Consider the following 24803-nt stretch of genomic DNA (forward strand, 5'->3'; position numbering starts at 1 on the left):
TGAATTTGTTTTCCGGCGCTGTTGGAAGCGCCGCCACTGTTTCCCACAAAGGAGTAGGAATGTCTGTTGTCGCCCCCGCGCCCTATGGAACGCGCGGTATCGGTATCAAGCTCCCAGAGAAGGTGGCCTATGGAGTGGGAGACATCGGCTCGAATTTCATTTATGTCCCTCTGTCGACGTTTGCGCTCTTCTATTTCACGGATGTAGCCGGCATTGGGGCCGCGGTCGCCGGGACAATCCTGCTTGTAGGCCAGCTGCTCAACGGAGCGACCGATCTGGTCATTGGCTATCTCATAGACAAGACATCCACCCGCTGGGGAAAGGCTCGACCTTGGGTGCTGTGGACTGCGTTACCGCTTGCAATTGCTTTCGTTGCCATGTTCTCGATACCAGCGAACCTGGACGAGAACGCGCGCGTAGCCTGGGCCCTTGTGTCCTACACGCTCGTTACTGCGGTGTTCTTTACTGCCTCAAACATCGCATACAGCGCGCTCATGGGTCTGATGACCACCGACTCGCGCATGCGAGTGACGCTGACCTCTTTCCGTTTTTTCGCGGCGCTCCTTACCGGCCTCGTAGTTAGCGTCCTTACTCTACCGCTTGTCGAGGCGCTCGGTTCTGGACAGTTTGCGTGGACTATGGCGGCCGGTATCTATGCGATGTTTGCGATCGCCGCGATGGTTACAGTGTTTTTCGGAACACGCGAGCGGGTCTACGCTGCCCGGGATGGTGACAGCAGCGTCAAGCAACCCGCCCGTGTGCTGGGGTCCGCCCTTTTGCACAACACGTACTTTTTCCTGGCGGCAGGGCTGTTTCTGACGTTCTACCTGGTGACGTCGCTCATGGCGGTGGGAGGGGTATACCTTGCAAATGATGTGTTGGGCGACCCTTCACTTTTTGGAATCTTGAGCGCGGCAGCACTTCTCCCACCCCTGTTGACGATCGGCTTCATGCCAAAGCTCATTGAACGGTTTGGGAAGCGCCGGATGTTCCTGGCCGGTATCGCGGTCATGATCCTTTCCATCGTCGTCGCTCTCATCGCGCCCTCGAACGCCCCCTTGGTTATCGCCTGCGCCATGGTCCGTGGGCTCGGGATGGTGCCGCTGATGGCCGGTATTTTCGCGATCGTGGGGGATGTTGTCGATTATGGTGAGTGGAAGTTCGGCGTTCGAACCGACGGGCTCATCTACAGCAGTGTTGTCTTCGGTCAGAAGGTCGGTGCCGGTCTGGGCGGCGCGGTTGGTGGCTGGTTGCTCGCCGCCGGCGGTTACAACGCCGCTCTTCCGGCCCAGGAGTCAGAGGTCATCCAAGCCATCCTCGCCTTATCCTTCTACATCCCGCTGCTCGGTCTTGTTGCAATGGGGGTGTTCGTGTGGTTCCTGCGGGTTGAACGCCATGCACCGGACGTTCAGGCTCGTATCGTTCGTCACGCAGAAAAGGCAATCGATCCGGAGGGCGGCAAATGACTAATGTTCAACAGCCGCTGCGGTGGGCAGTCGTGGGCACGGGCGGGGTAAGCGAATACTTCGTTTCTGACCTTAACACCGTGGAAGGCTCTGTCCCTGTGGCCATCGTGTCCCGCGACGCCGCGCGGGGTCGCGAATTCGCCGATCGATACTCGGTCGCCTCCTCCTACGAATTCAGTGACGCATTGAGTGACGAATCTGTTGACGTGATCTATATTGCGACGCCGATGGCCACACATTACACAATGGCCGCCGCCGCGTTGAAGGCCGGAAAGCACGTCGTCGTGGAGAAGCCCATCGCGATGAATGCTGATGAGGCTCGAGAACTGTTCTCTATCGCTCGAAAGGAGGACCGATTCCTTACGGAGGCAATGTGGATGATGTTCAATCCCATCTTCCACGCAGTGTTAGCCGCGGTGAATGCAGGAGGAATCGGCCACCTGCGGAGTATCCGGGCATCGTTCGGCCTGCCGTTTCCCAAAGATGATGGCAGCCGGCGGGACGCGGTATTCGGGGGTAGTGCTCTTCTTGATCAAGGGATCTACGCCGTCTCCCTCGTTCGTGCGCTAATGGGAGACCCTGAACGCGTCCATGTTTCGGGTGATGCGCAGGGAGGTGTGGACCTCACTCACTGGATCACGCTCGAGTTCTCCGACGGTCGTTTCGCGCAGATCGCGGGATCCATGCAGGAATACACAGATCCGAGTGCGTCGATCAACGGAACAGGAGGATGGATCTCCGTTGATCAGCCCTTCTGGGCGGCGGCAGGATTCACTGTGCGCAGTGGCGACATCGCCAGCGCGTTCACCCAGCCGGTGCGAACAGAACGACCGGCAGATGGGTTCGGATACTCTCCAATGATTCGCGCGATTGGCGACGCCATAAACGCTGGGGACCGCTACTGCAAAGAGCATTCACCCGACGACACCGTGGCAGTCATCGAGCTCCTAGAGCGGATGCGCGCCAAAATACTGAATCAAGCCAGCCGCTCCCGAGCAGCAGTAGGGCGAGATTGAGCCGAGCCAAGCCCGGATAGACTCCAGTGTCGTTAGTGTGAGCAGCTCTGACGCATAGGAGAGTTGCCCAAACGACCTTGTCTTCCCCGCTGGGGGCTGCATCAGGCTCGGCAATGACCAGGTGCTGCGTGTCTGATCCTCAGTGATCACCCTGGCAAAGACCTGTACGCGCATGGAAGGGGCACGCCTCGGCGCGACCCTTCGACGTGCGGCGCTGCCTGCGGGCAGCACCGCACGTCGTTCTTACGGGGCCTTGCACTTGAGCCCGGGCCGATAATATTTAACGGTGGTGTGAAGGGCCGCATCGATGCTTGGGGCCGGAATGCGGATAGCGCACCGAGTTGAGCCCCAATCCTTCCGAGGGCTCTCGAACGGGAATGAAATGCTTAGTCGAAAGTGATGACAGCCCGACCACGCAAATTTCCTTCGTGGAGGCGGGTGTAGGCCTCCTCGACCTGATCCGCGTTGAACGTTTCTACGGGGCTCGTGATGAGGCCTCGTCCAGCGAGTGCAATGACCGATTCTGCGTCAGCAAGAGTGCTCCCTTGGTAGCTGAACACCTGCCCGTCCCTCGGGAGCAAGTGATACCAGCCCCCGGGGGTACTCAAGCTTCCGCCCCCGGCCCCGACCAGGCCGTAAGCACCACCAGGGCGTACCGCCGCCACGCCGGCGTTGATTGTTGCATCGATGCCAACGAAGTCGAGGACCACGTCTGCTCCACGCCCGGCGGTGCGCTCCCGAATCTCATTAACAGTAGCCTCCCCAACGCCCTCAAGAACTTCGTGGGCACCGAGTTCGCTCGCCAGGTTCAGCTTGTCATCGGACATATCGAAAGCGATCACCCGCGCCGGCGTGAGGACGCGGAGGAACTGCACTGCGAAAGATCCGAGCCCACCAGCCCCGATCACAACCGCAGTGGATTCGGCGCCGAGCAGTTCACGCACTCGGTTCACGCCGTGAAAGGCCGTTGCTCCTGCATCAGTGAGCGGTGCGGCGATAACGGGATCGAGGCCGCCGAGCTTCACGATGTCTCTCGGTGTCTTGACCAACACGTATGCAGCAAGTCCGCCGTCGTCCCCGAATCCGCGGCCCACAGTGCCTTTCACGCAGTTGTTGCTCTCTCCGCGGACGCAAAACCAGCAGTGCCCGCAGCTCGGAGAAGCCACCGCCACCCCTTCGCCGATAGTAAGACCATCAACGCCTTCACCGATGTCATGGACGTAGCCGGAGATCTCATGGCCAAGCGTGAAGGGAGCAACCCACCCAAGAGATTCACCGAGAGCGGCAGGTATCGTTTGCATGGCTAAGTCGGAGTGGCAGAGTCCTACGGCAGCGACGCGAATCACCACTTGCCCAAAACCGGCAACTGGTACGGGGACGTCCTGCCATTCCGGAGTCGACTCGAAGGTTGGAATTCGGTAAGCCCGCATGGATTTAGCTCTCTTTCAGTGGTGAACCCCTGGAAGCAACCAGGGTGCTTTTTTCTAAACATGTTGTTCCGGCCTCGGGACTAGACCAATTAGGCGTGTTCCTCCGTGAGGGAGGACGTCACGTCATCGGTCTGCGGCCAAATCAGCTGGGTTGGTTATACCCGCCGTAAGCAGGAGGAGTCCCAGTAAACGTGGTGTTGCACCGCGTTGCGGCAATGGAGTCCTGAACCTCTTCCATGTGCCCTGACGTACGAGCGGTTCAGCGGCGCGCCTAAGGGAATCGTCACTCGAGCCGGCATCCGTCAGTGGAAGAGCAATAGAGACTGAGGCCTGTGCACATTCCAATAGGGGCCGGCAGAGGAAGAAGCCCTGCTTGAACACGTAGAGTCAAGCACTCCTATTGTCGCGTGTCAACGACAATACAAGGTTGGAGGGAAATCGGTAGGTGCTTCAGCCGAGAGGCGTGGGACGCAGTCAATCCAAGGCCGATCCCACGACCATGACTCTTGATGGCGGTACGACGATGGACAGCTGGGGCAGCGCCCCGGCCAATAGGATCTTCATTGCCGCCCTCTAATACGACGGCTTGTTCCCGGTGAGCGGACTTCGGTGATGCCCTGGCTTAGGAGATCATGGTTCGGGGGATAAGCAAATGTGGCATGGCCTGTGTTGGCCAACTCCACCACCTGCGCGCTAAGGATGGGGTTGCGACCCCATATCGGCCGGGACATAGGGACAAGGAAGCGAGGGCTGGTACAAACCGGCCCTCGCTTCCTTCCGCGTGGCTTTATGGTTCCCTTTGCAGGAACTCCACTTCCGCAAGGTTCGTGTTGCCACCATGTTCGTCGAGCACCCTGACCTGGGCGAACTCAGCACGCTGGGGAAGAGCGAAGGTGTACCAGTCGGCTGCTGCCATGCCAGTAATGCTCAGGAATGTCTGCCACGTAGCGCCGCCATCGTTGGAACCTTGGACAACTGTTCCATTTCCCCGGGCCACAAAGCCGGTTCGCGGGTACACACGGACGATGTCCGCGGTGATGCGCGTCGCGTCGGTAGGGCTCACCGTCACCCAGCCGTTCGCCGTCGTGGTGTCCGTGTACGTGGCGGTGTTGCGGTCGAACATCTTCCAGGCGTTCTCTTGTGTGGTGCCTGTTCCGGGCCACGCCCGGGTGGAGGCGTTGACCCATCCTTGAGCTACCGAAACCCGCTGTATTGCGGTGTTCCACAGGGCAAGGCGGCTGTTGTCGGTGGTGGCTGTGAGTGTCGTGCCGGTCTTGCCGGACACAGTCTGATAGTCCACGGTGAACTGCACGTCGCGGCCGTATCCGACGTCGTTGGGCAGTTGCGCAGTGGCCTTCCAGTTGATCCCGTCGGCGGATGTGGCGATCGCAGCCTGTCCCTCGACAACTACCTTCAGCTCGGACAATGGCTCCTTTGCGACGGCGCTGAGCGTCACCGTGTCGCCGTTGGTCGCCAGAGTCTTGTCCGCGTTGGAGGTGGAGATGGACAGTGAGGAAATAGCCATTGCCATCTCGTGCCGTTCGCCGTGGATATGGAACTCGCTGAAGGATGAGATGCCAGGGTACGCGGGGTCAGTTGCCACACCGGGATGGTCCACTTGGGCTTTGAAGTAGCGGAACGTCTGTCCTGCCACTTCAGCCCGCACGGGGATGGTTTCCATCGCGAAGCCGGTGGCGGCTGTGTCGGTGGTTTCGCGTTCGGTGAGAAGTGTCCACGACCGTCCGTCGCGGGAACCGTAGACGTTTGCGCCTTGGGAACGGTTGGCGAAGTTGTACCGGGCCTGAAGGCCGAAAGCGTCCGCTGAAACCTGGAAGCCTTGGCCGAAGTCGACGGTGAACGGTGCGCGCAGGTCTCCGGTGGTGGTGTCGAAGTTTCCGTCCAGCAGGTTCATGGGCTGAACGGTTGCCGGGTCGGTGGCGACGAGTCCGCGGTAGTCGATGGATCCGTCGCCGCCCAGGCGGGGTGTCAGGAGTTTGAGTGACTTGACCGCGTCCTGGAGACGGACGAGCTGGTCGAGGAAGTGGGCGTCGTCGGCCCCGTCAATGGCTGAGCGGACCTCGGACTGAACCTTTTCAAAGGCTGTCAAGGACGGCGTTTCATAAACGGCCTTCGGATCGAAACCAGTTAGCGCCGTGTCGACGGCGGCCTGCCGGTTCGCTGCAATGATCACTTTTGCGGGGCGCGTCGCCACGGATGTACCGTCATCGGCGGTGACCTGGAACGAGTATTGGCCGACTGCTGCCGTTGGCGTAACCCATGCAAGCTGGCCTGTGGCGGGATCCACTCCGGCCCCCGTCGGCAGCCCTACAGCGGAGTACTGGAGTGCATCGCCGCCAGCATCTGTTGCCGCGAGCGAGCGTGAGAGTTCTACCCCTGCCAGCCCGATGAGGGGAGTAGTGGTGTCTTTGGGAAACTGCGGGACGGTCAGTTGCGTCTTGGCCTCGAGGTTCACGTAGTCAAAGTCGACTTGTGTATCATCCCTTGGGCTCATGACCGTGAAGTAGGCCAGATTTTCGCCACCAAGGCTCATGCCGGTGAGCTTCTCGGCGTCGACGTCATAGGTAACGTAGCGCCACTGACCGTGGGTATCGGGAAGGGGCACGGATAGCCGGTTTGCCGGGTCCTTACCGATGGCCAGGGTCGCGGGGCCGTTGGTGCGGAACTGCACGCCAACGGGACTGTAGCCGCTTCGGCTGACGTACATGAGGGTTCGCACCGCGATGGTGCGGCCTTTGCCGGTGGCATTGACCTGAACATACGTACGTCCCTCTTCGCTGAGGACCTTGAGCTTCCTCCCGTCCGTTGCCGAGCTGCGGGTCTCCATTTGTACTTTGGCATCCGTGGCGACGGGCCGGGCCTGGCCGGCAACTGAGGGCGGCAGGGACAGCCAGAACTCGGGGCTGTAGTCGGGGTTGCTTTCCCAGGAGTTGTAGGCGCCTATGCCCCAGAAGAACTTCGGCCCGTCTGCTTTGGCGTGCAGTTCGGCGACATAGGGCGCCTCGCGTTCGACGTCAACTCCGAGCTCGTACTTGTAGACGTTGTAGAGCTCGTCAATGGGGTTGTACATCCGTCCGCGATACGCCTCTGAAAGCCGGCCGGGTCCGCCCGTGGTGTCAATCCAGGGGGTTTCGTAGCCGAGCATGTACCCCGTGAACGCGTTGGCTGCGCTGAGCAGGCGGTTGCCGAGGAATTTGTAGGGTGACACGGCATCCGGAGCCGTGGAGACCGTGCCTACAGCCGGATCCACCTTCGTCCCCTGGATCGTCAGGAACCGGGCAATCGCCCCGGTGGTGTTGATGCCGTCCCAGGCGTGGGCCTGGTCCCTGCCCATTTCCTGGTGCTGAACGAAGGAATAGCCAAAGGGATTGAGGGGATCATCGGCCGGTATGAGGGGGAACTGGGCTGCGATGGAGCCGTTCTGCTCCGGTCGGGACGTGGAAGCATTGACCGTGTACCACTCGACGGCCTCGGAGTAGCGGTCCCGGTTTCCGGTGAAGATGTACCCCGCGATGGAACCGAGCAGGGGATAAGTGTGCTGGTTCAGGTAGCGCCAGTTCGTGTGTAGAAAAGTTTCCGTCATCGGCACGATGAGGTTGGTGCTGAGTTTGCTCGTGTCCTGGTCATGCCAGCCGAGGTCGTAGGCCGTGTAGCCGTCCGGGACAGTTGTTGAGCGGAAGATTTCGGCTGCCGCGACAAGCCTGTACAGCGGAACGCCGGAGTGGATGTGCGCATCCGGGTAGTACGCGTACTTCGTTGGGTCCATATTGCTCCACGTGCGGATAATCCGCATGCCGTTTTCGCGGTACACGGGATCACCTGTGATGACATAGAGGGTTGCCTGTGTGTAGGCTCCGAACGCATCCCTGATGAGCTTGCTCTGTACACCTTGGGAGTTGAAGGCAGTGGTGCCCGGCAAGTCAATGATGCTGCTGGAATTTGAGGAGCGGAAATCCCGCGCCGCAAATGGTGTCTCCGCCATCGCAGCGTAGTAGCTCTTCCACGGTTCCGTACCTGCCTTGACCATGGCGCGGGCATTGCGGAGGCTCTCAGCGCTTACGCCAATTCCTGGGTGGACAAAACCGCTCGCGTCGACGCTTTCGGTAATGGTCACCTCCTGCCCGGAATCCGCAATGGCCGGTGTCACGCTCCCAATGACGGGAATGCCTCCGGCAGGTGCCACGAGGGCAACAGCGGCGGCAAGCCCGAGCAAGCGGGCCCATCGCCTCATGGTTGAAGGATGCTTCATCGGTCCTCCTGGAACGATATGTCTTGACTGAGTGATGTTGTGCAGTTCCGCAGCTATCTCCGGGCTCGCAAAATTCACGCAGGACATCGGGTGGCCCTGCGATATATGAACGGGCTGGAGTGGAACTGCCGGCGAGCCTGAGAAGCTCATCGCCGTAAATATCGGTCCGGTTCAGCGTCACGGGTTGTGCATGAGCAACGCCTGTAAACGGCCGATTGTCGGCAAGCTTAGCTGCGTGAGGGTGTTCAGGCAATCGTTTTCCTGTAGAGATTTCTCCGCCGTTGCGGAGCTGCCGGATTCTTTGTGAAGCCGTTTCCGGGAGCCTCTTGACAGGTTGTGATTCAGACCTCAATATTGGGGATAACGTTTTCCCCACGTTCGAATCCCAAACCTTCCCAGTCGGGAGAATGCCACGGCGGCATAGTCTCCCATCCCTGTGAGTCCTCACCTTCTAGAGTCAAGGGAGTGTGCCATGCAACAGCGCATGACCACCCACAAAGAAAATCCCGTAGACAGTGCGGTTCCCGTCTATAGGGCGCACGCCAGACAGTCACGAAAACAACGCAGCCGTGGTTCCGGCGTCCTGCTGCTTCTTGCAGCGCCGGGTATCGCATGGTTCCTGATTTTTGCCTATGCCCCCATGGCCGGCCTGATCGTCGCTTTCAAAAATTTCGATGTCAGTAAGGGAATTTTTAACAGCCCATGGAGCGGGCTGGATAACTTCAAGTACTTCATTGAAAGCGGCGATGCTCCGGCGATCGTGCTGAATACGCTTGTCCTGAATGTCCTGTTTCTCGCGGCAACATTGGGAGCTGGGCTGGCACTTGCCATCATGCTCAATGAACTTCGCGCCCGGGTCTTCAAGAAGTTCATGCAGTCCGCGATCTTCTTCCCGTACTTCGTCTCACCAATCGTGATCAGCATCATTCTGCAGGTCATACTCGCCGGCGCCGGGGGCCATGGGGGAGCGGTCAATGACGCGCTGGGATTGTTCAGCCTTCCCGAGGTCAGTTGGTATACGGAACCTGGACCGTGGCCGTGGATCCTGACCATCGTGAAGGTCTGGCAGTTGGGCGGATACATGTCGGTTATTTTCCTGGCAGCCATCACCTCTATTCCCGAGGACGTCTACGAGGCGGCAATGCTCGACGGCGCCACCCGGGCGCGGATGGCATTGTCCATTACGATGCCACTTCTCAAGCCGACGGCCGCCATCCTGATCGTGCTCGGCGTCGGCAGGATCTTCTACGGCGACTTCGGCACGATCTTCGCCATCATCGGCGACAACGGCACCCTCTTCTCTACCACTGACGTCATTGACACGTACGTCTTCCGTTCCCTCAGGACAATCGGTGACTTCGGTACTACGGCTGCGATTGGCCTCTTCCAGTCCGTTGTTGGATTCATCCTCGTCACAGCGGCAGTGCTTATTCAGCGCCGCTACTCCAAAGAAAGCAGCATCCTGTGAGCACCTCCACAACATCCGGCGTGGCAGCGGCGAATGATGCTGCTGCGGCAGATGGAACGACGCCGGCGAAACGTCGCAGTATTTTCTCCCGGGCAGCGAACCCGACCCCGGCCCCAGGTTACAGAGGCAGCAAGAAAGCCACAAAGCTTGAGCCCTTCACGGTCATCAGCTACCTGGGTGTCACGATCTTTGGCCTCTTTGCCTTGATCCCGTTGTGGATGATCTTGGCGGGCTCGTTGACGGCAGAATCCACGCTTGCCCGCAGCGGCTACAGCTTCTTTCCCGAACCGTTCTCGTTGGACGCCTACGTTGCCATTTTCAGCGGAACGGCCGTCTTCCAGGGATACGCGGCAACGTTGTTTATCACCGTGGTGGGCACAGTCCTGTCCCTGTTGGCCACGGCGTCGTTGTCCTGGGTCATCGCGCGCCGGATGCCCCGGATCAGCAGGCCTCTGACAATCTTCGCCTACTTGCCCATGCTCTTCTCAGGCGGTCTGGTACCCCTCTACCTGTTGGTAACGCAGGTGTTGCAGCTGCAGAACAACTGGTTCGCTGTCATCCTTCCCCACATGATGGCCCCCTTCCTGGTCTTCGTAGCGGTCAGCTTCTTTCGCCAACTCCCCGAGGAAATCCTTGATTCCGCAAAGGTCGACGGAGCCGGAGAACTCCGGGTCTTCTTTGAAATCGTCCTCCCCTTGTCGAAGCCCATCCTGGCTGTCATTGGACTGTTCTATGCCGTGTCCTACTGGAACGAGTGGTTCACGGCCATGCTCTTCATCTCGGATCCCGAGAAGTACCCCTTGCAGCTGATGCTGCAGAACCTCATCGCGAACGTCACCAACGCAGCTATGCTCCCGGGATCCGGCTCGGTGGCCCCGATCTACCAGCTTCGCCTGGCACTGACCGTGGTCACCATCGGCCCCATCCTCCTGGCCTACCCGTTCGCGCAACGTTACTTCGTCAAAGGCCTCACGCTTGGCGCCACCAAGGGCTAAAGCACAATATCTCCGCGTTCCATCTTCAATCCCAATAAGCAGATGTCTGGCCCGTAGATGCCAGCGTACAAAGGAGTGCAGCACATGATTCCCAATTCATCAGTTTCCCGGCGTGGTTTCCTTGGTCTTGCTGGCGGCCTAGGCGTCGCGGCAGCCCTTGCCGGTTGTGGCACCTCGGGTGGTTCCAGTAGCGGGGGAGCCGTGACGGGAACGTCGGTGGCTGTCCTGCCCAGTACCGCTCCGGCCACGTGGAATGCAGTCCTGGCCAAGGTGAACGGCAAGCTCAAAGGCGATCTGGGCTTTGAGCTGGACGCCCAGTTCATCAACTGGTCCAATTACCAGCAGCAGTCCCTGCTTAAGTTCACGGCGGGGGAGAAGTTCGACTCGGCGCTGCAAGCGCTGTGGCTGAACATGGCACAGCTGCAGCAGAGTGGATCCCTCGCGGACCTCACCAATGAAGTGGGCAAGTACAAGAACCTCAGCGCAACGCTGCCTAAGAAACTGCTGGAGGCCAACAGCTGGGACGGCAAGCTCTGGGGGATACCGCAGGTCAATAGTGCGGCGCGGGTGCAGCACTTCGTCATTCGCCAGGACCTGGCCGACTCCCTGGGCTTCTCCACGATCACAGACTTCGAACAGCTCGAGCGCTTTTTCTACGCAGTAAAGCAGAAAAACGATGGCACGGTGGCCTATGGGGCAGCGTCAAACAGCGGGTACCTTCACGCGCTTCCGGTGCCCACCGGAATGTTCAACGCCGCGTCCTGGGAGAATCCGGATACCATCGCCCGCGCATTCAGCGGCAAGGGCATGTTCTTCCTCCTCGCAAAAGATGCGGCAAAGACGGGGTCCACTGCGCCGAAGGCATTCTGGGACGATGAAGGCGTCGTGGACGCGCTTCACCGGATCCGCAAGTACTACAACGACGGAATCATCAACGCGGACGCCCTGAACACGGACGCTGCCACACTGAAAAGCCAGTGGACGGCGGGCAAGTATGCGGCCGGATGGGCCATGACCGACGGCACCTCGAGCAACTCTTTGAGTACGCTGCAAAAGGCCGTCCCCAGTGCAGCGCTGGCCAACATCATGCCGCTCACCGGTGGGTTGTCCGCCAAACCCAACCAAACGTTCCAAGCCGACAATATGGTGGTGGTCAATTCCAAAGGCGGCCACCTTGACCGGTCCCTGCAGCTTCAGGACTGGCTCTCCATCAAGGAAAACCACGACCTCATCACGTACGGCATTGAAGGCACGGACTGGGAACCTGCGGAAGGCAACAAGTTCAAGCCCCTTAACGACTACGCCTTCCCGGGCTACGCCCTGTCTTGGCGGACAAGCCTGGAGCGAAAGTCCCTGTCCATCAGTCCTACTGAAGAGAAGATCTTTGACTGGGCACAGAACTTCGATAACTTCACGCTCGACCCACTCGCGTCCTTTATCCCGGACACCACGCCCGTCAAACAGCAGGTAGCAGCGATGTCGAACGTGATCACACAGTTCGCCAACCCGCTCTTCTACGGCGTCGTCGACGTCGACGACCAGCTGGACAAACTGAAAAAGGCTGCCGACGGTGCCGGGGTTGCGAAACTGCAGGAAGAGATGGAAAAGCAGGCCAACGCCCACGTCAAAAAGCAATCCTGAATTAAGACACGCAAGAACCACGATCAGTAGAAAGGCTTGGGATGCTGTCATACCGGATGGCTCTGCCCGAGGCGCCGGCCACCGCCGTCGTCATCGCCCTCCATGGCTTGATGGAATCCGCCGCATGCCTCGACGCTGCTGTCACCCAGTGGACTTCCCACCAATGGGCGGTTCTGGCAATAGACCTTCGCGGACACGGCAACTCCCCGCGCTGGAGCGAACAAGACTTGTTGGAACACCCCGGCGATGTCATGGTCAGGGACGTTCTTGAGGTCCTGCAGACGGAGGACGTCAAGAGCCTTGCGCACCTGCCGGCACTGTATTACGGCCACTCGGCCGGCGGGTCGGTAGCAGCTGCAGCCGCGGCCAGCATCCTGGAACGGGCACCTGCCGGATTCCATCCGGCAGGTGCCCTCCTCGAGGACCCCTTCTGGCGGCTGCCCGTGACGGCATTGCAGGACCGAAGCGTCGCGGAAGCTGCTTACGCACATCTGGTTGATGTCCAGTCCCGCACACCGGCCGAGTGCGCCGAGATTAGAAGACGCGAATGGCCCAACTGGAGCGAGGCGGAGATCCAGCGAAGCTGCAAGGCTCAGGAGGATTGCGACCCAACCATCGTCCTCAATGGAAACGTTATTCCCACCACGCCGTGGCCGGACATAGTCGCCGCACTCACGGCTTCAGGAATCCCGTGCCTGATTATCACCGGCACCGTCAGAACCGGGATCACGCCACAACATCAACAGATCGCCCGGGCCGCCGGCGCCACGATTGAAGTTTTCGACGGCGCGTCCCACTTCATCCGTCGCGATATGGAAGACAGATTCATGCAAACCGCCACTAGGTTCTTTGCGGACACACTGGCGAAGCAACCAACAAAACCCATCACCATGGCAGTCATGGCACCGGCAGACCTGATGTCCAAGCTCATCTCGCCGCCAGCGATGCGCAAGCTCAAGCGGCTCGTCGACCTCCGCGGACCCGTCCTCGAAGACTTCTCAACGCCGGAAGCCCAAGCAGTGCTGGCCGACGTCGAAGTCCTCATCACTGGGTGGGGATGCCCTAAGATCGGCGCGGATGTCCTTACCGCAGCTCCAAAGTTGCGTGCCATCATCCATGCCGGCGGGTCCATCGCGGGAAACATGCTCCCGCTTCCAGCAGGTCGGAGCATTGCCGGATCCAACGCCGGGGAGGCGAACGCCCGCCCCGTCGCGGAGTACACCTTGGCCATGATCCTGCTTGCCAATAAACAAGCCTTCGAAAGCGCCCGGATTTACAAGCAGCACCGCGGGCCGATAGACCGTGAACAGGAATTCCCCCTGGCGGGAAACTACCTGAAAACGGTTGGACTCGTCGGTGCTTCCCGCATCGGCCGCCAAGTGGCAAAGCTGCTCCGGCCCTTCGAACTTGAGGTGCTTGTTTACGACCCCTATCTGCATGACGTAGAAGCCGCCGCCCTCGGCGTGAAACTGGTCCCACTGCACGCATTGATGTCCCGGAGCGACGTTGTGTCCCTGCATGTTCCCGTCACGCCGGAAACCACCGGCATGATCGGGGCATCTGAACTGGCGTTGTTGAAGGACGGTGCCACCCTCATCAACACCGCCAGAGGCGAGATCCTCGACCAGTCAGCTCTTGAGAGCGAGCTCGTCCTTGGACGTATCAACGCCATTCTGGACGTGGCCGTGCCGGACGTGCTGCCCCCTGCACATCCGTTCTACGAGCTACCCAATGTGCTGCTCACACCCCACATCGCCGGTTCCATGGGCACGGAGCTGCTCCGGATGGGAGACCATGTGGTGGCCGAACTGGAACGGTACGTCAGTGGCAAGCCGTTCGCCTACCCCGAAGAGCTTTCCTAGCATGGAGAAATTAGTGACCCTCATCAGCAACCCTGTCCTGCCGGGGTTCTCTCCCGATCCCTCCTGCATCCGTGTGGGTGAATGGTTCTACCTGGCCAACAGCTCCTTCGAGTGGTACCCAATTGTGCCGATCCACCGATCCCGGGACCTCCGGAATTGGGAGCTGGCTGGTTCATTCACTGGGCCCGACGCACTTCTGGATCTTCGCGGGCTCGGGGACTCGGCAGGCGTCTGGGCACCGTCGATGAGTTGGTCTGATGGCCTTTTTTGGCTGGTGTTTACAGTTGTCCGCAGTTTCGGTGGACCTCACAAAGACATGGATACCTATATCACCCGATCGGTGGATGTGGCAGGCCCATGGTCCGCGCCGGCGCGTGTGACCACCACCGGTTTCGATCCATCCATCTTTCACCACGAGGGCCGGCATTGGCTGTTGAACATGGAATGGGATCACAGGCCTACCGGGCGCGGAGGTTTCGCCGGCATTAACCTCCAGGAGCTGAATGCGACCGGGACAGCGACCATTGGCGAACCGAAGATTATTCATCGCCGTGCCGAGCTCATCGAGGGTCCCAATCTCTACTTCATCGACGGCCGCTTCTACCTGATGCTCGCAGAGGGTGGAACGGGGCAGAACCACGGCATTGCGATGATGCGTTCCAACGATCTCTTCGGCCCCTACGAACCAGATCCGTACGGCCCTGTTCTCACTACCCGCGACGATCCGACGCACGTTTTGCAGAAGGCCGGACATGGCGAGATCGCGGTGGCCCAGGATGGCGCCCTATTTCTGTTGCATTTGGCTAGCCGGTGGGCTGAAAAGGACGGCAAGCAATATTCCATCCTTGGACGGGAGACCTGCATCCAACGCATCACGTTCTCCGACGACAGTTGGTTGCGGCTCGAACAGGACGGCTGTCATCCCTCGCTGATAGTTGAAGGCCCGGAAACAACATTCGACGGCGACCCTGACGTCGCAGCGCCAGTCCCGTCTGGCTGGGCTGCTGAAAGCGGCGCTTATGGCGGCTTTGAGCCGGGGAAAGAGGCGGACGTCGATGATGGTCTGACCGTGGGCTGGCCCTGGAGTTCCTTGCGGCACCCCGCCACGGCACAATGGGCCAGCCTGTCCGCCCGCCCTGGGTGGCTTCGTCTCCATGGTCGATACAGCACAGACTCCGTCCTGGAACAGTCGCTGGTGGCGCGCCGCTTGACCAGCGACAGCCTGCGTGCGGGTGTAACTGTTGAGGCGAACCCATCGAATTTCACGCAAAGCGCGGGACTCATTTTCTACTACAACACCTCAAGCTATTTCTACCTCCGGACCACTGTGCGGGAAGTCGGAGGAAACCTTACCGATGGTGATGCGCCAGTCGAGAAGATTCTTGAAATCTTCGAGAGGGACCCCTACACGGGCTTGAATTCTCTCGGGGCGGTGGTCGTAGACCCAGACGTTCCCCTCCGCCTGGAGGGCACACTTGACGGTGCGGGATTGCAGTTCTCGTGGTCCTACCTTGGGAGGCCGCTGCAAGCAATCGGGCCGGAACTCAATGCGCTTCAGCTGTCGGATGACCATGGCGACGATCTGCGATTCACGGGAGCCTTCGTCGGCGTCGCCGCACAGGATCTTCGTGACCGGCGCTTTACGGCCGACTTCACAGACTTCCAATTCCGGCCACGCGCGGGTCGTGGACGCCCATGAACAACAACTCGAAACCCGGCACCCCCAGACCCAACACCGCTGCCCATCAGAAACCTCCGGTCCTCGGGGACGTCGCGAAGGCCGCCGGCGTTTCCGTGCCCACGGTCTCCCGTGTACTGACGAGCAGCAAATACGTTGCCCCCAGCCTCCGGACCCGGGTACTGAAAGCAGTCAGCGACCTCGGCTATCGTCCCAACGAGGCCGCTCGCGCCACACGATCGGGAAAACGTTCAATGGTGGCCGTTCTGACTGGTGCGACATCCAACTATGGATATGCCCAAACCATTGAAGGCATAGAGCGAGCTGCGCGAAAGGCAGGGATGTCTATCATCATCGCAGTCGTGGAATCCGGCGCCGAAGAAGCAGTCAACGCCGCAATCGACCTCGTCCTTTCCCAGCCTGTCGCGGGCGTCATTGTCCTCGAATTCGACCGCCCCGGGTTGGCCGCAGCGAAGGCCTTCCCCCAGTCCATCCCGATGGTGGTCGCTGGCGGAGGAACAGGCCGTTCAACCGGAACTATCAGCGCCCTGCTCGATGAGCAGGCTGCCGGCCGCGACGCAACTGACCATCTTCTTTCCCTTGGGCATCGGACAGTACATCACATAGCCGTGCCCACCATGGGCAAACAGTCGGGACGGACAGAGGGTTGGAAGGCTGCGTTGGCTGCGGCGGGGGTTCCCATTCCCAAGATTCTCCATGCCACGTGGGAACCTGCCAGCGGCTACAGAATGGGGTTAAAGCTCGCCTCCCAAAGCGACGTCACCGCGGTGTTCTGCGGGAACGATGACGTGGCGATAGGCGTCATCAAGGCATTTCTGGAGTGCGGGCGGCGAGTGCCCGAGGATGTTTCCGTCGTGGGGTTTGACGACCAGCCCCATGTGGCCATGTGGCGTCCGCCTTTGACAACCATCCGCCAAGATTTCCAGGACCTGGGCGCACGGGCTTTTCGGCTTCTTGAAAGGGTTTTGGACGGCGCCAAGCCGCAGTCGCCCTCCACCGTCAAGCCCCAACTCATCATCCGCGGCTCCACAGCTGTCGTCAGATCCGCTGCCATTGACCAAAGGAGCACCCCCGTATGAACGCCAACGTCATGACCAATGAACCCGACAAAGCGCAAATGGACGGGATTGCTTCGGGCCTCACATCCCTTCACCTGCAGTTCTCGACAGCAGACGAAGTGGTGCCGGGCTTGGATGCTGCCGTCCAGTCACTCATCAGAGACGCAAACCGGAATCGCACGTGCGGAATTTTGATCACCCGGAACAGCCCAGGGGACTACATCGCAACCCTGGATCCCTCAGTGCCGTTCGGCGAGACCATGACCAGGATTGTTGGTTAGATTTTATGGAAGGCACCATGACCATTACGCACGCAACTTCAGAGCTTGATAACAAGCCGCCAACCGCAGCTGTTCCCCAAGGAGGGGATGTCCTGACGTGGGGTAATGATTGCCTGACCTTGCATGTTCTGCACGGCGAGCAGATTGCCCCGAGATTGCTTGGGGTTGAGCATGCACACGTCCCGCTGGCGGACCTGGAAGGGTTGCGTCGGTCATCCTTGCCTGTGGTGGAAATTGCTCTTGCCGGCGACGGGCGCCAAGGCACAGCGGGCAAGCGGCACGTCGACGGGGCTGCTGCGCAGCGGCTTCGACTGACCGACGTGCGCCACTCCCAGGCCAACGGGATTGCCCAATTGCACCTGCATGCTACCGATCCAGAGACGGGTCTTGAGGCAACTGTCCATTATGAGCTGGCCACAGGGTCCTCTGTCCTGCGAAGCTGGACTGAACTACGGGCCGGGACGTCCGCCGTCGGGCTTGATTATGTATCCTCCCTGGTTCTATCGGGGCTGGGCCATTCCAAGGAATGGGAAGAGGGCATGGGTCTATGGCAGGCCGCCAACCCGTGGTCCGGTGAATTTCGCTGGCGTCGCGCCACCCTGGCCGAACGAGGCCTGTACAACGTGGGGATGGTGGAATACGAGCAGGTCGGTTCAAAGAACCGGATCGCGTTGACCTCAACGGGCGCATGGTCCACGGCAGAGCACCTTCCCATGGGAATCCTGGAAGATCTTGCCACGGGGGCGATGCTGGCGTGGCAGGTGGAGCACAACGGCGCCTGGCACTACGAATTGGGGGACCGGTATAACGACCTCTATCTCGCAGTTTCCGGTCCGACGGCCGCTGAACACCAGTGGGCAGTAACGCTCCAACCAGGAGAAACCTTCACCACCGTTCCTGCAGCTGTGGCCGTAGTACCTACCGGCGGGATCGACGCTGTCACGGCAGAACTTACTGCCTACCGTCGCCGAATCCGTAGGCCGCATCTGGACAATGTTGAGCTTCCCGTCATTTACAACGACTTCCTCAACGGCCTCATGTCGGATCCCACAACCGCAAAGGAACGTCCGCTGATTGCAGCAGCTTCAGCACTTGGCGTTGAAGTCTTCTGCATCGACGCCGGCTGGTACGACGACGAAAACGGTGGTTGGTGGGATTCGGTGGGGGAGTGGGAGCCCTCCGTTACCCGCTTCCCCGACGGCGGTCTGGCTGGCCTGATTGCAGAGATCCGGGCCGCTGGCATGAAACCGGGGTTGTGGTTGGAGCCCGAAGTTGTGGGTGCTCGGAGTCGAATTGCTGAGCAGTTGCCTGCCGAGGCCTTCTTTGTGCGCAGTGGCCGACGGATTAAGGAATGGGGACGGTACCAGCTGGACTTGCGGCACCCCGCTGCGAGGTCACATCTGGATGGGGTAGTCGACCGGTTGATGGCGGACTTCGATCTTGCGTATCTCAAACTGGACTACAACGTCGATATCGGCGCTGGCACCGATGTGAACGGTGCCACTGGTGCAGGGCTCCTGGAGCACAACCTTGCCTATCTGGAGTGGGTGTCCGCTGTCATGGATCGGCACCCCGGCCTGACTATTGAAGGTTGCGCCGCGGGTGGATCCAGAACCGACGGCGCTTCCGGGGCCGTCTTCCCCATCCAGTCGCTGACGGATCAGCAGGACTTCGTCAAGACCCCGCCCATCTCAGCGGCCGCACCCCTTGCGATCACTCCCGAACAGTCCGGCGTCTGGGCATCCGTAGATGGATCGATGGGTGATGAGCAGCTGGCCTTCTCGATCGCCGGTGCGTTGCTGTCCCGCGTCCACCTCGGGGGCCGCATCGACACCCTTAGCCGAGAGCAACTGGCCGTAATTCGGGCTGGACTGGACGCCTATAAAGCGCTTCGAAGCCGTCTCAACACGAGCCTGCCTACGTTTCCATTGGGGGTGCCTGGTTGGCGTGATAACTGGATTGCCCAAGGTGCGCGGCTGGGGGAACGAACTCTTGCCATCGCTGTTCACCGGCGCCGGGGAGCCGTGGAAGAGACCATTGAGCTGCCTGATTGGCTTGGGGAGCACCCCAGCGTGACGGTGGCGTATCCCCCCTGGGGTGCGGCAGACGCCGTCGTCCTTCCAACTGCAGCCGGTACGGCCACGCTCAAAGTCACACTCTCGGAAGAAAACAGCGCAAGGCTGATCCTCCTGGAAGCACAAGAAATCGCGGCGATGGGCCACGCCTCTGGCCCATCACCGCGCCCCCAAATCCATGAATGCAGGTAGAAATATGTCGCCAAACCTTCAGCCGACGGCAATCATCAGGACTGCCGCAGCACTAACCGACCAGCACGGTCAGATTGCCCAGCTCCACGGTGTTGGCGTGCTCTTCCATGAAGGCCGCTACTACGCATGGGGTGAAGAAAAGAGTGAAGGGCCCTTCTTTTCTTCCATCGAATGCTACTCAACCCAGAACTTCGCCGTCTGGCGTTCTGAAGGGACTTCCCTTGGGCGTGAAGATGCGGGCGATCTGGGTCCGGACAGGGTCGTTGAGAGACCGAAAGTTCTGTTCAATTCGGCTACAGGATACTTCGTGATGTTCCTGCATATCGATTCACCGGACTACGCAGAGGCCAAGCTTGGGTTTGCCCGGTCAAGGTCGCTCGTGGGGCCGTACGAATACATGGGCAGTTCGCGACCTCTCGGCAATTCCAGCCGGGATATCGGCGTATTCCAGGAGCCCTCAGGCCTCGGTGTGCTGATGTCGGAAGACCGGAAAAACGGGTTGCATCTGTATCGCCTCGCGCCGGACTATCTCAGTGTGGAATCGATACTTTCAACCACTCTGAAAAACGATGGCAGTCATGGCTACGAATCGCCGGCTTTGGTGTGTGTTGATAGTTTATATTACTTGTTTGGGTCAGACTTGACAGGCTGGAACATGAATGACAACAAATACGCCACAGCCACCTCCCTTGCCGGTCCCTGGTCGGAGTGGTGTGACTTCGCGCCGGCGGGTAGCCGGACGCATGAATCACAGGTCAGCACCGTTGTCCCGATCCACGCCTCCGACGACGTTTCCCACGTCTACATTGGAGACCGATGGAACCAGCACGACCTCTATAACTCCCTTTCCGTCATCCTTCCAATCAGCATTGGAGGTGGGCGTGTCAGCCTCAGTTGGCGGGACGAGTGGTGGCTGGACTGACGGCGGCAGTTGACTCCCGGACAACGAGCTCGGGTTTAACGGCCGAGGAAGCGGGCGCAACACCGGTGTCCACTGTTGTGGCCAAAAGCGCGAAAGCCCTGGCTCCCAGATCTCGGAAATCCTGCCGCACAGTAGTTAGGGCAGGTCGCCACATCGCAACGTGGGGCTGGTCGTCGAAACCAATGACGGACACGTCCTCCGGCACGCGCTTGCCGCTGTCAAGGAGCGCACTGATTACGCCGATGGCAACATCGTCATTGCCGCAGAAGATGGCCGTCACGTCATCCCGCGAGGCTAGCTCTTTTCCCACACGGTAGCCGCTGGTTGGCTCCCATGTTGCATGCAAGACGGGCGGCACTGGTGCACCTGCTGCCATCAACGCAGCACGCCAGCCCTCAGTACGTCCCGAATGCTTGCCCATAGTCGGAACAGAAACGTGGTGAACCGTGCGGTGTCCAAGCGCCAGCAAATGGTTGGCTACGTCCCTCCCGGCACCGCGCTCATCGAGAAGCGCCGCGGGGGTCTTTCCAGTACGTCTGTTTCCTCCTCCTGCAGATACGAGGGGAACAGACTTAGGGAATGCTTTCACTGCTGCGAGTCCCGGCCTGTCGAACTCAAGGATTATGACGCCGGCCACGGGTTGCGACAGCACGAGGTCGATGGCCGAATTGACGGCGACATCGTCGTCGGACTCAATCACCGCGATGATCACGGACAAGCCCGCGGCCCGCGCCGCCTGCTCAATGCCTTCAATGGTCTTGGCGTAGCCGTAATTCGAGGTTGCTCCCGTCAACACCGCGACCATGGACCGTTTCCCGGATCTGGTTGCGCGCGCAGCGCCGTTAGGCCGATATCCGAGCTCCGCAACAGCTTTTTCTACCCGTTCGCGGAGTTCCGGTGCTACGTATTTGCTGCTGGTCAAAACGCGCGAAACCGTGGGTACGGACACCCCCGCTGCTTTTGCGACGTCGCTCAGCACGGGCATTTTCGGCTTTGAAGGGTAGTCCGGATCCTTGGTCACAGTCACCAGAGTAGCGCCAATCCCATGTGGGCGACTGAGACTCAAGACCGCTGAAGTGTCCAACGACATCCCGGCTATCTCTGGCGCACTTGATATGGCACGGGTCGTTGTCGGATGGGTACACGGTGAACCTTTCCAGGACATCCACTCGCCGGGACACGAAGTGAGGTGAACCAGCACGCTGCAAGTGGCGCTCCGTGCTAGGGGCACCGTGGGAAAGTTGGCCGGTGTTCCAGGCGCCCCCTTGGTCTGGCGGAATAATCAGCTCCTTTGGGGAACGGCGGGAGTCTGATGTTTTCACGGACTCCCGCCGCTGCCGACAGGGTGCCTCTGCCAGCCTTAGGGCTTTGTTGAATCCCCGCTCTCCACCCTGTGAGCTAGCTGTTCAAGGGGTTCGGATCAACTTCTTGTTCACGAACTCGTTCATACCGTAGCGCGCGAGTTCACGGCCAACTCCGGACCGCTTGATTCCACCGAATGGAAGGTCGGCCTGGGAATCGGTATTTCCGTTGATGAACACCATCCCCGTTTCGAGGCGATCAGCAACGGCCTTGGCCTTTTCCACATCCTTGCTGAAGACCGCGCCCCCCAAACCATAGGGGGAATTGTTGGCCAGCTCGACGGCTTCGTCCACGTCGGCGACCTTATACACAACGGCGGCAGGTCCAAAGAGTTCCTCGGAGAAGGCGCGCATGTCTGGGGTTACATCTGCCAGGACTGTGGGCTCGACAAAGGCACCGGGCCCTGGCAGGTGCTTGCCTCCAGTTTTCAGCGTTGCACCCTTGTCAACGGCATCTTGAATCTGCTCGATCAGGTCATCCGCCGCTGCCTGCGTAGACATCGGTCCGAACGTCGTGTCCGGGGACAACGGATCGCCGGGCTGGATTTGCGACATTTCATTGGTGAATTTCTGAACAAACTCATCGTAGAGATCAGCTACCACAATGAAACGCTTTGCGGCTGTGCAGGCTTGGCCGGCATTACTCATGCGGCCACTGACGGCAGCTTTCACCGTTGCATCCATGTCCTCGGTATCGAGCACAATGAACGGGTCACTGCCTCCAAGTTCGAGAACATATTTCTTGAGGTTGCGGCCGGCCACTTCGGCGACGGCTGCGCCGGCACCCTCACTGCCCGTCAAGGAGATACCCTGAACCCGCGAGTCGGCGATAATCTGCGCCACCTGCTCGCGCCGCGCAAACACATTAATGTAGGCAGCTTCGGGAAGGCCTGCGTCATGGAAGATTTTCTCCATGGCCAGTGAGGACTGCGGACAGTTGGCCGAATGCTTAAGCAGGATTGTATTGCCCAGTATCAAGTTGGGGGCCGCGAATCGGGCAACCTGGTAGTACGGGTAATTCCAAGGCATGATTCCCAGGAGCACGCCGACTGGGGTCGACCTGACGATGGCCTCACCGCCGCCTTTTACACTCAGGTGTTCATCCTGCAAGAAGCCAGGTCCTTCAGCCGCGTAGTAGTCGAAGATGTCTGCAACGAATGAAACTTCACCGCGGGCCTGGGCGAGCGGTTTACCCATCTCAAGGCTGATGATGCGTGCCAGTTCGTCGTTGCGTTCGCGATAAAGCTCCGCGACCCTGGCAATGATCTTTGCGCGGCTTGCTACCGGCGTCTCACGCCACTTAAGGAATTCCTCGTGAGCGCGAGCGATTGCGTCACTGATTTCTGCGGAGGTGGCTTCCGGAAATACACGGAGTGTCTCGCCAGTAGCAGGGTTAATGGTTTTATAAGCGGTCATTTATTTTGCCTTACCAATCGATAGTTTTTGAAGGATGGTGGAGTTAGAAGATCTCGAATAGGATAAGTTCGAGAGAAATATGCGATCAATATCCAACACGCTGGGGATGTCCGCTGTGTCGTTCGGGAGGGAATATATAATCGCATAGAATAGAAACGGTTTGGTCGAGAAGGAGGCTGACGCACGTGGCAGAGCTGGCTGACTTCAGTGCACAGATTTACCGCGCCCTTCCCGAGTTGGACAGGGCCTACGCCATCGTGCAGCGCATCAACACCGCAGTGTCGCTTGGCCTCATCCGTCCCGGCGACCAGCTTCCGGCCGAACTTGAGCTCGCCGAAATGTTCGGTGTCGCAGTTGCCACGCTCAGAGAGGCTCTGGCCACGCTGAGGGACCTCAACGTTGTTGAGACGCGGAGGGGTCGTTTCGGGGGCACGTTCGTCGTCGGTGCGCCCAGCCCCTCCTCGGAGCTGCTGCGCAAACGCATCACGTCCCTGTCCATGGCTGAGCTGCGGGACTTGGGTGATGAACACGCAACCATCGCCGCGGGCGCGATCCGTATGGCGGCCGATCGGGCGGACCCTACCGACCTGGACATGCTTGAGTCCCTGGCTCATGCGCTGGAGCGTGCCGATTCCCCGGGCGCCCGTACGCGTGCTGACAGCAGGTTTCATATCGGCATTGCGGTGGTTGCCCAGTCGGAACGGCTCATGGCCTCCGAGGTGCGCCTTCAGGGAGAAGTGGGCGAACTGCTGTGGGCGCCCCTTACCCGGGAATTCGATCAGGTCCGCGCGGCGGAGGATCACCTCGCCATCGTTGCGGCCTTGCGACGGGATGACCGGGAGCTGGCTCAAAAAATTGCGCTCGAGCACATACGTGCGAATATTTATCATCTGATTGACGTCAAACTAACGCTGACATACGCGACGCATGACAGGGACCAATTATGAGCAATGACGCTATCGCACAGAAGTGTGCGAACAATATCGGCCAATGGTTCAAATCTTTTTACCGTGACCTTGATTCCGCCTCCAATGAAATAAGTGAATCGCTGATGCGGTGCATGGATGACCGCCCCAAGATCGATAATTCTGATCTGCTTGACCTCCCTGAAATAGCGCGTACCTTCCTTGAAGGTCACCATGCTGCCGTTGGTGCTGGCGCAATTTTTGCGATTGCCAGTGTCAGCAAGGCTCAGGGGGTTCTTGAGTGGTGGCTCCGGGATGACGCCGGCCGGATCAGCAAGCGGGAGTTCGATCTGATTCCTGATACCGATGCCTTCTACGACTACGAGCAGCAGCCCTGGTTCACCATCGCTGCCCGTACTGGCCATCTCGCTCTGGTAGGTCCTTACGTCGACTACCTCGGTATGGGGGAGTACATTCTCACGCTGACGGTGCCCCTGTACATCGACGACAACTTCGTGGGTGTTACAGGCAGTGATATCCGCGTCAGAGACCTGGAAGGGGTATTCCTTCCCGCCATGCGGGCAGTTCCGGGAGATGCAGCATTGCTGAACAGTCAGGATCGGGTCATTGTGAGCAACTCGGGGCGATTCCTGGTGGGGAACCGGGTTAAGGAGACGCCGCCGGGTGCACGCAAAGTCGCGCTGGACGTCCCTGCTCTGGGTCTTCATTTCCTGTACCTGACCTCGTAA

At 59.8% G+C, this 24803-nt stretch carries 17 protein-coding genes; 13 read left to right on the plus strand and 4 right to left on the minus strand.

Annotation, left to right across the window (positions count from 1 at the left end):
- Positions 1-59: 59 nt before the first annotated feature.
- Together IEY62_RS09565 and IEY62_RS09570 are read left to right on the plus strand one after the other, a co-directional pair.
- On the plus strand, positions 60-1466 hold the full coding sequence (locus tag IEY62_RS09565; protein WP_189016613.1) for a glycoside-pentoside-hexuronide (GPH):cation symporter: 1407 nt from the start codon (positions 60-62) through the stop codon (positions 1464-1466).
- Positions 1463-2482, plus strand: a complete 1020-nt coding sequence (locus IEY62_RS09570; RefSeq protein WP_189016616.1) for a Gfo/Idh/MocA family protein — start codon at positions 1463-1465, stop codon at positions 2480-2482. The genes IEY62_RS09565 and IEY62_RS09570 overlap by 4 nt, the downstream gene beginning before the upstream one ends.
- Before the next feature lie 386 nt (positions 2483-2868).
- Here the strand turns inward: IEY62_RS09570 and IEY62_RS09575 are convergent, their stop codons facing one another.
- Both IEY62_RS09575 and IEY62_RS09580 read right to left on the minus strand, forming a co-directional pair.
- Positions 2869-3912 carry an alcohol dehydrogenase catalytic domain-containing protein gene (locus IEY62_RS09575; RefSeq protein WP_189016619.1) on the minus strand — a complete coding sequence of 348 codons (1044 nt, stop codon included), beginning with the start codon at positions 3910-3912 and terminating at the stop codon, positions 2869-2871.
- Between the two features lie 787 nt (positions 3913-4699).
- Positions 4700-8179, minus strand: coding sequence for a putative Ig domain-containing protein (locus tag IEY62_RS09580; RefSeq protein WP_189016622.1), 3480 nt, complete (start codon positions 8177-8179; stop codon positions 4700-4702).
- Positions 8180-8663: 484 nt separating this feature from the next.
- Between IEY62_RS09580 and IEY62_RS09585 the strand changes: the two genes are divergently transcribed.
- The 9 genes from IEY62_RS09585 (at position 8664) to IEY62_RS09625 (ending at position 20372) form a co-directional block, all read left to right on the plus strand.
- Positions 8664-9647, plus strand: a complete 984-nt coding sequence (locus tag IEY62_RS09585; protein ID WP_189016626.1) for an ABC transporter permease — start codon at positions 8664-8666, stop codon at positions 9645-9647.
- A complete protein-coding gene (locus IEY62_RS09590; protein ID WP_189016629.1) occupies positions 9644-10642 on the plus strand; it encodes a carbohydrate ABC transporter permease in 999 nt (332 codons plus the stop codon). Before IEY62_RS09585 ends, IEY62_RS09590 begins: the two co-directional genes overlap by 4 nt.
- 84 nt (positions 10643-10726) lie before the next feature.
- Entirely contained in the window at positions 10727-12283 is a 1557-nt protein-coding gene (locus IEY62_RS09595; RefSeq protein WP_189016632.1) for a DUF3502 domain-containing protein, read from the plus strand.
- A gap of 41 nt (positions 12284-12324) precedes the next feature.
- The gene (locus tag IEY62_RS09600) at positions 12325-14145 is read left to right on the plus strand and encodes an alpha/beta fold hydrolase (RefSeq protein WP_189016635.1); all 1821 of its coding nucleotides are present in this window, start codon (positions 12325-12327) and stop codon (positions 14143-14145) included.
- Between the two features lies 1 nt (position 14146).
- The gene (locus tag IEY62_RS09605) at positions 14147-15844 is read left to right on the plus strand and encodes a family 43 glycosylhydrolase (RefSeq protein WP_189016638.1); all 1698 of its coding nucleotides are present in this window, start codon (positions 14147-14149) and stop codon (positions 15842-15844) included.
- Positions 15841-16923, plus strand: coding sequence for a LacI family DNA-binding transcriptional regulator (locus tag IEY62_RS09610; RefSeq protein ID WP_189016641.1), 1083 nt, complete (start codon positions 15841-15843; stop codon positions 16921-16923). The genes IEY62_RS09605 and IEY62_RS09610 overlap by 4 nt, the downstream gene beginning before the upstream one ends.
- Positions 16920-17183, plus strand: coding sequence for a hypothetical protein (locus IEY62_RS09615; RefSeq protein ID WP_229785167.1), 264 nt, complete (start codon positions 16920-16922; stop codon positions 17181-17183). Before IEY62_RS09610 ends, IEY62_RS09615 begins: the two co-directional genes overlap by 4 nt.
- 17 nt (positions 17184-17200) lie before the next feature.
- A complete protein-coding gene (locus IEY62_RS09620; RefSeq protein WP_189016644.1) occupies positions 17201-19450 on the plus strand; it encodes a glycoside hydrolase family 36 protein in 2250 nt (749 codons plus the stop codon).
- Between the two features lie 4 nt (positions 19451-19454).
- Complete coding sequence (locus tag IEY62_RS09625; protein WP_229785169.1) at positions 19455-20372, plus strand: glycoside hydrolase family protein; 918 nt, start codon at positions 19455-19457, stop codon at positions 20370-20372.
- Here the strand turns inward: IEY62_RS09625 and IEY62_RS09630 are convergent.
- Positions 20341-21393, minus strand: a complete 1053-nt coding sequence (locus IEY62_RS09630) for a LacI family DNA-binding transcriptional regulator (protein WP_229785171.1) — start codon at positions 21391-21393, stop codon at positions 20341-20343. The two genes, IEY62_RS09625 and IEY62_RS09630, sit on opposite strands and share 32 nt — an antisense overlap.
- A 385-nt stretch (positions 21394-21778) precedes the next feature.
- Complete coding sequence (locus IEY62_RS09635) at positions 21779-23149, minus strand: NAD-dependent succinate-semialdehyde dehydrogenase (RefSeq protein ID WP_189016648.1); 1371 nt, start codon at positions 23147-23149, stop codon at positions 21779-21781.
- A 185-nt stretch (positions 23150-23334) separates the two neighbouring features.
- Here IEY62_RS09635 and IEY62_RS09640 point away from each other — a divergent pair, with 185 nt between their 5' ends.
- Complete coding sequence (locus tag IEY62_RS09640) at positions 23335-24096, plus strand: FadR/GntR family transcriptional regulator (protein ID WP_189016651.1); 762 nt, start codon at positions 23335-23337, stop codon at positions 24094-24096.
- On the plus strand, positions 24093-24803 hold the full coding sequence (locus tag IEY62_RS09645) for a cache domain-containing protein (RefSeq protein WP_189016654.1): 711 nt from the start codon (positions 24093-24095) through the stop codon (positions 24801-24803). Before IEY62_RS09640 ends, IEY62_RS09645 begins: the two co-directional genes overlap by 4 nt.

Source organism: Paenarthrobacter histidinolovorans (assembly GCF_014647595.1).
GTDB lineage: Bacteria > Actinomycetota > Actinomycetes > Actinomycetales > Micrococcaceae > Arthrobacter > Arthrobacter histidinolovorans.